Source organism: Yersinia sp. LJYL362, from assembly GCF_048323875.1.
The window spans coordinates 1-11,223 of record NZ_JBLWEX010000128.1; the positions used below are offsets into that span (position 1 = coordinate 1).

The window sequence follows — 11,223 nt, forward strand, 5'->3', positions numbered from 1 at the left end:
CCAGCACCCTGCAAGAACCCGCAGTGAATGTCGACCTTATTCTTGATGTCGGTAACTCTCATACCTGCGGTATTTTGGTGGAAGACAGTAGCGACGAAAGTCATGGTCTGAAACAAACCTATGAATTACAAATCCGCGATTTGAGTGAGCCTCACCACCTTTATAATGAGTTGTTTGAGAGCCGGGTTGAGTTCGCTCAAGCTAAGTTCGGCAAACAGAATTTTTCAGTAGAAAGTGGCCGTGATGATGCTTTTGTCTGGCCGTCTATTACTCGTGTCGGTAATGAAGCCAGCCGTATGGCGCTGCACCGGTTGGGTACCGAAGGTTCTACCGGTATTTCTAGCCCACGCCGCTATTTGTGGGATGAAGAAACCTATGCCCCAGGCTGGCGTTTCAATGAAACGCAAACTGCGCAACTACATGAACCCTTAGCCACCGCATTGCCGCTGACCCATCTGGTGAATGATGACGGCCAGCCCCTGTACAGCGTGCCAGTTGATGAGCGGCTGCCAGTATTTTCGCCACATTATAGCCGTAGTTCATTGATGACATTTATGTTATCGGAGCTACTGGCACAGGCGCTGATGCAAATAAACAGCGCAGCACAGCGCTTGAAAATGACTCATGCCAACGCCCCGCGCCAGCTGCGGGCCATTATTCTCACTCTGCCGTCAGCCATGCCCAAACCCGAGCGGGAGATTTTCCGCCGTCGGATGAATGAAGCTATTGCACTGGTGTGGAAATCCATGGGTTGGCATCCAGCAGATGATAATTTTATCTTTGAGCAAAAACCGATCTTTGAGCAAAAACAGGTCTCTGAGCAAGACCGCGCTAAAAGCCGGGTCTTGGTGCCGACGGTTCAGATGGAATGGGATGAAGCCACCTGTGGTCAGATGGTTTATCTGTATAACGAAACCCAGGTTAACTTCGGTGGGCGTACTGCCGCGTTTTTTGCCAGCATGGCACGGCCAGACAAGCAACTGGAGTCGGGCGAAACCGCAGGGAAAACCTTACGAATCGCCTCAATTGATATTGGTGGCGGCACCACGGATCTAGCCATTACGCAATACTGGTTGGATGATGGTATGGGCAATAATGTCAAAATCAGCCCGCGTCTACTGTTCCGCGAGGGGTTTAAAGTCGCGGGTGACGATATTTTGCTGGATGTTATTCAGCTCTATATTTTGCCAGCCCTACAGGCTCGGCTGAAGAAAGTTGCTATTGCCAATACTGATGCGCTGATGGATAGGCTGTTCGGTAATGATGGCCGAATGGATGGGCAATCGGCGTTACGTCAGCAAGCCACCTTACAGATATTTATGCCAGTAGGCAGAGCTATTTTGGAAGCTTATGAAAGCTTTGACCCACTGGATACCAACGCAGAGATCGACGCCAGCTTTGGTGAGCTATTATCGCAGCAACCAACATCGAAGGTGTTGGAATACATTAACAGCGAAGTTCAGCGTGAACTGGCCGCCGATGCTGGGGCATTTGATATCTTGCAGGTGCCGCTGGTATTGAAATTAAGTAAATTGCACGGCGAGTTTTTATCTAACCGGATGAGTATTACTCAAAACCTGCGTTCGCTGTCCGAAGTGGTGTCGCTCTACAGTTGCGATGTGTTGTTATTGACGGGGCGCCCTTCGCGCTTCCCAGGCATTCAGGCCCTATTCCGCCACTTACAGCCGCTGCCTAATAACCGTATTCTTTCGCTGGATGGATACCATACCAACGATTGGTATCCATTTAACAAACAGGGCCGAATCGATAATCCTAAATCCACCGCTGCGGTGGGGGCAATGCTGTGTTTGTTGTCACTCGATTTACGGCTAGCCGGTTTTTACTTCAAAGCCGGTGACTTCCAGCCTTATTCGACCATCCGCTATCTTGGCATGCTGGGCAGCAACGATGCCCTGACCGATGAAAATGTCTACTATCGCGATATCGATCTTGATAGTACGGATTTTACCCTGCCATCTGACGTGCGCTTTCAGGTCAGAGGCACATCATGTCTGGGGTTCCGCCAGCTTGATAATGACCGCTGGCCAGCATCCCCGCTCTATACCTTATCGATTGTCGATCAAGAACTGGCGCGTAAAGTTGCTGGAGACGGTGCCTTGTATGTCAGATTGAAACTCGTCAAAGGTGCCGTTGATAAAAACAGTAGCCCGGAACGTTTTGAGATAGCCGACGCGGTACTGCAAGATGGCAGCCGTGTTCCACTACATCATCTGCGTCTTAAATTAAACACACTAGCCAGCAATGGTTCAGCATCAACCCATTATTGGATTGATAGTGGGAGCGTATTTAAAAAATGAAATCATTAACCAGCCGACAGCTCAATAGCCAGTTGCAACAGGTTACACAAGGCATTGATCAGACGATTGATTGGATTAACAATACGCGCCAACATGCCATTCGTTTGGATATTGAAGCTGATCAACTGACCGTCAAACTGCGTCGCCAGCGTAATAAGGCACGCCATCTGGCTGAAATGTCATTAACGCCAATGAGTATTGGCTTTTTTGGACAATCTCCTGCCGGAAAACAGCATTTGATTTCAGCGCTGATTGCCGATGAAAACGGTCAGTTGGAAACCACTCTGGCGGGAAAGACACTTAACTTTTGGCAGCAAATTAAACCCGGCTACCAAGCCAGTGGTCTGGTGACGCGATTTAGCCACCAGGTGGCTATCAATCATGAAACTCATCCAGTACAACTTTCGCTACTGAATGAAATTGAGCTGGCTAAAATAGTGGTGGGCGCGTATCTGCGTCATAGTCAGCAAGACGTGGTGCAGCACTCACTGAGTGAGCAACATATTACCGACCATCTCCAGCAATTGACGCTGCGCAAGCAACAGACTGCGATTGCCGGGATAACCCCTGATGATGTCATTAGCCTGTGGGATTATCTGGTTCGCCATGACGCACCGCGCCAAAAGAGATTGGAAGCGCATTTCTGGCCGGTCGCCATTGAATTGGCACCTTATTTACGAATTGATGATCGGGCTAGTTTATTTTCGCTGCTGTGGGCCGAATCGCAGCCATTGACGGATGCTTATCGTCATTTTGCCTATACATTACAGCATCTGGATAGCGCACCACAGTTACTGGCCCCGCTCAGTGTGTTAGTTGATGACATGTTGTTGCCTGCCAACGGCATTATGAATGTCGCCACGCTCAATGATCTGAACACCCCTGCTGATACTCAGATTCAAGTACTACCCTTGAAAGAAACTCTTGCCGGAAAATCGGTGACATTGTCACTAGCTGAGTTAACATTTTTAGCAGTGGAACTACAGATCCCATTACGGATGTCTGCCACTGAAAATGTATTCGAATCGGTAGAATTATTAGATTTTCCTGATTTTGGTGATGAATTTGATACGCCAACGCAATTATCGCATTCGCCCTATGCGCTGGCGTCGTCGTTATCATGGGCAAAAAACGCCTATCTCCTTGAGCGTTATACGGAGAGGCAACAAATCAATATGCTGTTGGTCTGCAATGCAGTGAGTCACCGTAGCGATGTTAAAACCGCAGGTAAGTCACTGGATTATTGGGTTAAACAGTCTCAGGGCGAAAATGCCCAAGTGCGTTCGCGCCGTAATCCTGGCCTTATCTGGGCGCTAACACCTTTCGACCAGCGTATTGCTTCTAATGGCGCAAAAGCTTCAGATGGTGCAAAAAACCATGACGAAGCGGTACAGCGCTATGTTGGTCAGCCCGGTGATAGCAGTTGGGGTACCTTGCTGGCATTGGATACTCGCGGCATAGAACGCATGGTGAGTTATCTGACACAAGAAATTCGCCGTGATATTAAGGCCGAACGCATCACCGAGCAGCTTAATGAACTGCAACGCGAATTGACTGAGAACATGCTGGCCAGTTGGTATCAGCCAGTCACCAATGAATCAGAACAAAAGCAGCGCATCGCAGAAACATTGCTTAAAGCACTGCAAACCCGAACAGGCCTGCATGGTGAGTTGCTGGAGCGATTATTACCTGCGCGCGATGAGTTGCGGGCTTTGTATTTGCAACAACAAAATCGGGTTGCTGAGCTGATAACCGCTGGTGACAGTCATCACGATCCGTTCAGTATTGGCATTGATATTGACTTGTTTAGCGACGCATCTTTATCACCAGAACAACCGACGCCAACTGCTATGCAGTCTGGTGGGGATGATGAAACTCAATATGCCGCGAATGTGCAACGCTACTGGGTTAATCACCTACGGCAGTTACCCGATAACGGGCCGCTCATTGAGTTATTGGGGATCACCAAACCGACTATTGAGTTGCTAGTCGCTGAGTTAATAACCGCCAGCATTCGATTAGATGTCACCGGGCAATTGGTTAAAATACTGGCTGACAATGAGCAAATCAGTTTGCATCGCGACACTAAGGCCGATCGTCAAGTCTCTCGCGCCCTGACGGTGTTGGGTGATTTCGTGGCCTGGCTCGGATTCCTACAAATCAGTGAAACTCAACGGCCAGATAGCCGCATTAACCGGGGCTATAAGATTTTTGCGCGCATCCCGACATCCGCAACACCGGTAGGCGCAGCACAAAGGCTGACCAAATTGGCCCCCACACCCACCAATAATACGGCATTTTATATTTATGATTGGTTGGTTGGCTTAGGTGAAATGATTATTCACAATGAGGGTTATTCCGCCAGCAGTGAAATCAGCGAGCAGCACCAAGCACAATTAGCTGCCATATTAAAACCCATCCAGCCAATAGCGGTGCTGTAACCTATTTTTCGCCCTTCCCAGTGCAATTCTGGGAAGGTTTTTTATCTGAAATGAGTTCTCCTTTATTTTTCAGTTAATTAAATACTGACTCACTTGATATCATCTTGCATCACTTTGTGATCAATCTTCGATTTTTGCATTCTGGCTATTCGCCGCTCTTGTACCTTTTATAAAAGCGTGTTTATCTCTTAAGGCTCACTACACTTATTTTACTTATTACACTTACAACATTTATTGATGAGATACCCCGTGAACTATTCCACTGCCCATTTCGCTCTACTAAACGCCGCGCATGTTGACGCGGTAGTCGTCGTGCGCGTGGTGGTGGTAGTGGTCGGCAGCGCGCCGTAACGGGTACCGAATCCAGAAAGATTCCCAAACCCCGCCGGCGCCAGCCGAGCGGGGTTTCTTTTTAGCCCCACTCTGTTAGCTACCGGCCCTGATGAAGGATGTAACCATGCGTTATACAGGCGCCCAATTAATAGTTCGTTTGCTGGAACAGCAAGGCATTACCACTGTTGCGGGCATTCCAGGTGGAGCCGCGCTTCCGCTGTATGATGCTCTGGGGCAAAGTCGCATTATCCGCCATGTACTGGCGCGGCATGAGCAAGGCGCAGGTTTTATGGCTCAGGGCATGGCCCGAGCCTCAGGACAAACTGCGGTCTGTTTGGCATCCAGTGGCCCAGGTGCGACCAATTTGGTTACCGCAATCGCCGATGCCAAGCTAGATTCGATTCCCCTGGTTTGCATCACCGGACAAGTCTCATCCTCAATGATTGGTACTGACGCATTCCAGGAAGTCGATACCTACGGCATATCGATCCCTATAACCAAACACAATTATCTGGTGCGTGATATCAGCGAATTGACACGAGTCATCCCGGCGGCATTTCGCATTGCACAATCTGGCCGCCCCGGCCCGGTATGGATTGATATTCCCAAAGATGTACAAACGGCGGAAATCGAGCTTGATAACCTGCCGGAGCCAGGCTTCGCCGATAAGCCCTGCCCGATTGACCCTATTGCCATTGCAACCGTCGCGCAAATGATCAACAGCGCTGCGCGGCCGGTGCTCTATCTTGGCGGCGGAATCGTCAGTTCTGAAGCCCATGAGCAAGCTATACAACTGGCCGAACAAGCCGGTTTGCCCACCACCATGACACTAATGGCATTAGGCACCATGCCGGTTGACCATCCATTATCATTAGGCATGTTAGGTATGCATGCCGCGCGATCCACCAATCTCATCATGCAACAAGCGGATTTATTGATTGTGCTCGGTGCGCGATTTGATGATCGGGCTATCGGAAAAGCCGAACAGTTCTGCCCTGATGCCAGTATCATTCATATTGATATTGACCCGGCTGAACTAGGTAAAATTCGCCGGCCACATTTGGCGATGAATGCGGATATCAAGCAGGTATTAACTCACTTGCTACCCTTGATCGAAACACAAACGCGCAGTGAATGGCGTAGCAAGGTTAGCGATATGCAGCGCGAATTCCCATTCAATCAGCCCAACAGCGAAAATCCACTGTGCCACTATGGTTTGATTCGTGCCGCCGCCGCCGCATTGGATGATGAAACCATTATTACCACCGATGTCGGTCAGCATCAGATGTGGGTGGCTCAGGCCTATCCTCTGCATCGACCCCGCCAGTGGTTAACCTCCGGTGGGCTGGGCACTATGGGGTTTGGTTTACCCGCGGCAATTGGTGCCGCACTGGCCAAACCGCAAGCAAAAGTGGTGTGTTTTTCCGGTGATGGCAGCCTGATGATGAATATTCAAGAGATGGCGACGGCTGCGGAAGAGCAACTTAACGTTAAGATTATTTTGATGAATAACCAGTCACTCGGGTTAGTCCATCAGCAACAAGACCTGTTCTTCGGTAAGCGAATTTTTGCCGCAGACTACCCTTATCGCACTAATTTTATTCATATTGCAGAAGGATTTGGTTTCTCAACTTGTGACCTCAATACTGCCAGTGATCCTTATAGCGCATTGCATGAGGCATTAAATCGCCCTGGCCCGGTACTTATTCATGCTCTGATTGATGTAGATGAAAAGGTATATCCAATGGTGCCGCCGGGTGCAGCAAATATCGATATGATTGGAGGTGAATAATATGACTGGTCAACTCGTCTCTTCTGCACGCGTCACGCTATTGTTAACAGTACGCAACCACCCTGGGGTCATGTCCCATATCTGTGGTTTATTTGCCCGCCGCGCCTTTAACGTTGACGGGATATTGTGTATGCCGCTGGCTGGCGGCGAAGAGAGCCGTATTTGGTTGCAGGTATTAGATGACCAGCGTTTGCAGCAAATGATAAGCCAACTGGAAAAACTCGAAGACGTACTTCAGGTTTGCCGTTTTGACTCAGAAATGCCTATTTTTGATCAAGTTGAAGACTTAGTCGCTAATCAGCGGCAATAGTGCATTCGCATTTACCCATACTGGCCGGCGCAACGGCTGGTATGGAGAAAATAATAAGGGCGGTATCGACAATATATCGTTAACCGCCCTTATTTCATGAAATCGCGTTAAATTACGCCAACAATAATTTTTGTAATTCGGCCAGTGAACTGACTTGATAACGTGGTGCAATATTATCATCTACCACTGCGCCACTAGTATTAAGCCAGCAAGTATCAATACCTGCATTGATACCGCCCTGAATATCCGAATGGAGGTTATCTCCCACCATCAAAATATTTTCTTTCGCTGGGTTATTCATTAAATTGAATGCATGCTCAAATATAGCAACATCGGGTTTAGCTACACCGACTTGCTCTGAGATAATCAGCGGAGAAAAAATATTTTTTAACCCGGTTCTCTCCAATCGGATAGTCTGCAATTCGGTGAAACCATTAGTAATGATGCCCATATTCACTTTACCGCTTAAGGCATCGACTAACTCACGCGCACCAGGTAACAGTGAACAGATATCGGCCATAGCAATTAAAAACTCGCTGTTCAGGCGAGTTGCCGTCACACCCAGCTTTTCAGCCCACATTTCAAAACGTGTGCTTTGTAATTCGGCTGCCGATATTTTACCGTCCTGATAATCTACCCAGAGCGGTTTGTTAACCAACTGATAATGGTCGAAATCTTGTACGGAGAAATCCACATTAAAGCGCGAGAACATCAGCTTTAGCCCTTGATAAGCATCAAAGTGGAATAGAGTTTCATCCGCATCGAACAGTATCCATTGGTATTTCATTACTATTGTCTCTCTGACTTTTGGCATTATTAGGCGCGCTATGGTAGCGAGTATTGCGGCCCAGCTCAAGCCAGGCGTATTTTAGATACTGTTCATAACAACAGCGCAGCGGATATATCACGATCTATTGTAATAGTGGCATCACCGGTAATTAACGGGGTATCAAACGCAGCTAATACCTTACGGTTAATTTCAACCAGCGCGTCTTCAAGTTTAACTTCCATATCAGCGGCGATATCCAGCAATTTTTCACGTTCCCAAGCATCACGTGAAATCAGTAATTTTAACAATGTCACCACGCTATCAGCCAAATTAGCGGTAATTGCGGCCATCGAACGCGGATTAATTTCTTCCGTGGTTTGTACCGCAGCCGTTGGCGTAACAAACAGATCCTCAAGTAATGTTACCAACTCCTGACTTTCTTTTTTCAACAGATTAACGCGATCGACATCAGTCACTACATCAATGGCCGCCGAAGGTAGACTTAATGTCATTGGCGTTGCACGGCTATCAAGATCGGCATAAACCAATTTACTGTCCAGACCAAAACGTTTATATACCCGTTCAAGGAACTTCACTTCTGGTGGTGTAATAGTGCCTTCGACCTGAATCAAGTGAGCCAGGAACCGCGCTATAATTCGGCGATTTTCCAGTGAAAGCGGCTCTAAGTTATTTTTCAGCGCCAGCAATGTATTACTTTTCCGAATACCTGGTTGCAAATAGGCCTTTAGGCGCATCCGTTGACCAGGGCTCAGGAAGCCCCAGGCATCAATGTGTCGGGTCAATATTAGCGATTCAGGTTCAGCGATACTTCCATCAAACATCACCGCAGCACAGGCAAGTTCGACAGTCAGCATCGTGACACGGTAGGTATCAAAGGTTGCCGACTCCGCAACCAGCGATTCAATAGGAAACAATGCAACAGCATCTTGTAATACAGGGGTACGATTATCTGCCCGGACATCAGGCTCAATACCCACTTGCAAAGAAGCTAATGCATAAGTTAATGCCATAACATGGCTGCGCGATAAGCGCTCTAATGGCTTGGTGCCACAGGCGGTACTGAGTTGAAGAAACAGCTCACCCAATGTGACCATCAATAACCCGTAACCGACCCGGGCTTTGATATTCTCTAATTCAGTTTTTAATGCCGCAGACCACAATGCCTCCGGCATTAATAACTGCCCTTCCAGTGACATTTTTTTCTTCGGATTAACACTGGCAAAGCGGTTATAAATATCAAGCTCTTGTTGGCATGCTTCAAATAGTGCTCGCAGCTTATCGCGATGCGCTTTACACACAGCAACATTGGGCAGATCGGCAATTTGTTGGAAGAACTCTTGCCCCATCAAACCCGCTGACGCTGGGCGATAGAATATTTGCAACTTGGTTTTATTAACCGGTAATAAAAATCCGTCGCCATACTGCTCCTGATAACGCTGACAGAACAGAGTAGCAAAAACATCCGCACAATGTGCCATGGAGATATTTTGGTTAATAGCCGGGTCAGCCTCTCCCCATGCGAGTGCCCATGGTGCCGGGAGTGGTTTCTGATCAAGGGCTAATTGCCCCAACCCAACCAATAAAGCTAGCGGTAGTTCAGTTGAAGCTTCGCGAGTTGCAGGTGGCGCGGAGAGATAGAGTTTCTCATCTATATTCACTCGGGAAATATAAACTAATAAATTCTGTGCATAATGATTAAATGCGTTATTTTTTCCATAAATATTTAGCAGGCGATTAATTTCAGCCTCAATAATAGGAAGTTCTTTCTTTGCTATTGGGTCGATAGCCGCATCAATGAGTACGCGATGCTCTAAACCATAGAAAAATAAGAAAATATAGCCAATATCTGCGGTGGGAGATTTGCGCCCTTCGGCTAACCACTGTAAATACCCTCTTCTCGCTTCAGGCGAACAAGTCGAGTAATCCGGTGCACTATCAATAAGCGGCAATGAGATATCTATTTCTTCTGTCGCGACATCCATTGATGGGTTAATAAATGCTGGCTCTGCACCGGTGCGGTTACTTTTGTATTTATTACCAATATAAATCATACCATCGGGTAAGTTTATTCCGGCAACCACCGCCAACTCCCCAGGGCGTAGCCATGATGCTCGAGCTAAAGAACCTCGCGATACATCAGGCTGTTTTTCCTTGGTTTTTTTTGCTTCATCAACAGTGGGTTTCTTATTGGCTTCATCTGGGACAATGGTTTGTTCTGATTCTAATTGCGAAGGAGCTATTTGATAATCGCCCAGATCCGGAACCGCCGCAGTTTTTTGCATATCGGTATTAATCGACGGAATTGTGGGCCGCTTGGTCCCTCTGAGATTCTGCCAGACAAAAAACATGCATAAGATAGCCGCACTCAGTGCAATCCACGCCTCTCTTGGGATCCCGGTCATCAGCCCTAAAGCCACGATCAGTAGGACAACCCAGACGGTACCAGTAGATTTTCTCTTAGCCACGATGGTTTATATGCCCCTATCTTAAAATAATAATTTTTATTCTGCCTTTAAGGGCAATTTTTAATAAATAATTCTTCTTACAGATACTCTTTACACCAATTAAGCGCCGTAAAAACCACAGAGGTATCCTATAAATTGCACTTAAGTCCAATTTATAGGTTAAATAATAAGTCGTATTTTATTTTAATAACGGCGCACCCGGCAGAAAGCGTGCCCAAACGGTCATAAACCAATTATGCCAGTTCATTATGCATTCAGCTAGCAAAGATATTTATACTTCACTCCCTTCCCCATAGCTAAACTCAACCTGACGATAACATTTTATTATTATTCTGGTTGCAAATAATCCTATATAGTTAGATATGGCAACCAAGTTAGATGTAGCAACCAAGTGACATTTAACACAATTGTGGGGACATATGCAGAAACTCGCTGAGATAATTGATATGACTGCCCATCCGATCAACGACCCGGCATTCATTGCACAATCCAAAAGTACCTTAGAAACCTACGGTGCCTTGGTTTTATCTAATTTTCTATTACCACAGGCCCTGAATAGTATTAAGCAAGAAGGTATTGAGCATAAGCATTTGGCTTACTACGCGGCTAACCAACACAATGTTTATCTGACCAAAACTGATCCGGAGTTTGCCGCTGATCACCCACGGAATCGGTTGATTACCTCATCAAAAGGCTGTATTACCGATGAGGAAATTCCCGCAGATTCTGCACTGCGAACACTCTATGGCGCTATTGATTTTAAGGGTTTTCTCT

The 11,223-nt window shown here is 47.2% G+C and carries 7 protein-coding genes and 1 pseudogene; 6 read left to right on the forward strand and 2 right to left on the reverse strand.

Going from position 1 to position 11,223, the window contains the following annotated elements:
* From ACNSO8_RS05790 to ilvN, 5 genes are all read left to right on the forward strand, one after another.
* Positions 1–2,318, forward strand: a 2,318-nt coding sequence (locus ACNSO8_RS05790; RefSeq protein WP_418394091.1) for a virulence factor SrfB, incomplete at its 5' end; no start/stop codon positions are given.
* Positions 2,315–4,759 carry a putative virulence factor gene (locus tag ACNSO8_RS05795; RefSeq protein WP_268215725.1) on the forward strand — a complete coding sequence of 815 codons (2,445 nt, stop codon included), beginning with the start codon at positions 2,315–2,317 and terminating at the stop codon, positions 4,757–4,759. The genes ACNSO8_RS05790 and ACNSO8_RS05795, both read left to right, overlap by 4 nt.
* 237 nt (positions 4,760–4,996) lie before the next feature.
* The gene (locus tag ACNSO8_RS05800; RefSeq protein ID WP_005178915.1) at positions 4,997–5,110 is read left to right on the forward strand and encodes an ilvB operon leader peptide IvbL; all 114 of its coding nucleotides are present in this window, start codon (positions 4,997–4,999) and stop codon (positions 5,108–5,110) included.
* Positions 5,111–5,216: 106 nt separating this feature from the next.
* Positions 5,217–6,884: an acetolactate synthase large subunit gene (ilvB, locus tag ACNSO8_RS05805; protein ID WP_019079406.1), complete on the forward strand. Its 1,668-nt coding sequence runs from the start codon at positions 5,217–5,219 to the stop codon at positions 6,882–6,884.
* A gap of 1 nt (position 6,885) precedes the next feature.
* Positions 6,886–7,194, forward strand: a complete 309-nt coding sequence (ilvN, locus tag ACNSO8_RS05810; protein WP_050159422.1) for an acetolactate synthase small subunit — start codon at positions 6,886–6,888, stop codon at positions 7,192–7,194.
* Positions 7,195–7,306: 112 nt separating this feature from the next.
* Here the strand turns inward: ilvN and yjjG are convergent, their stop codons facing one another.
* Positions 7,307–7,981 (reverse strand): pyrimidine 5'-nucleotidase, encoded by a 675-nt coding sequence (gene yjjG / locus ACNSO8_RS05815; RefSeq protein ID WP_005169692.1) that lies wholly within the window; start codon positions 7,979–7,981, stop codon positions 7,307–7,309.
* Between the two features lie 92 nt (positions 7,982–8,073).
* A complete protein-coding gene (locus tag ACNSO8_RS05820; RefSeq protein ID WP_050159421.1) occupies positions 8,074–10,449 on the reverse strand; it encodes a TerB N-terminal domain-containing protein in 2,376 nt (791 codons plus the stop codon).
* A 419-nt stretch (positions 10,450–10,868) separates the two neighbouring features.
* Between ACNSO8_RS05820 and ACNSO8_RS05825 the strand changes: the two are divergent.
* A pseudogene (locus tag ACNSO8_RS05825) lies at positions 10,869–11,223 on the forward strand (2OG-Fe(II) oxygenase); the annotation flags it as partial.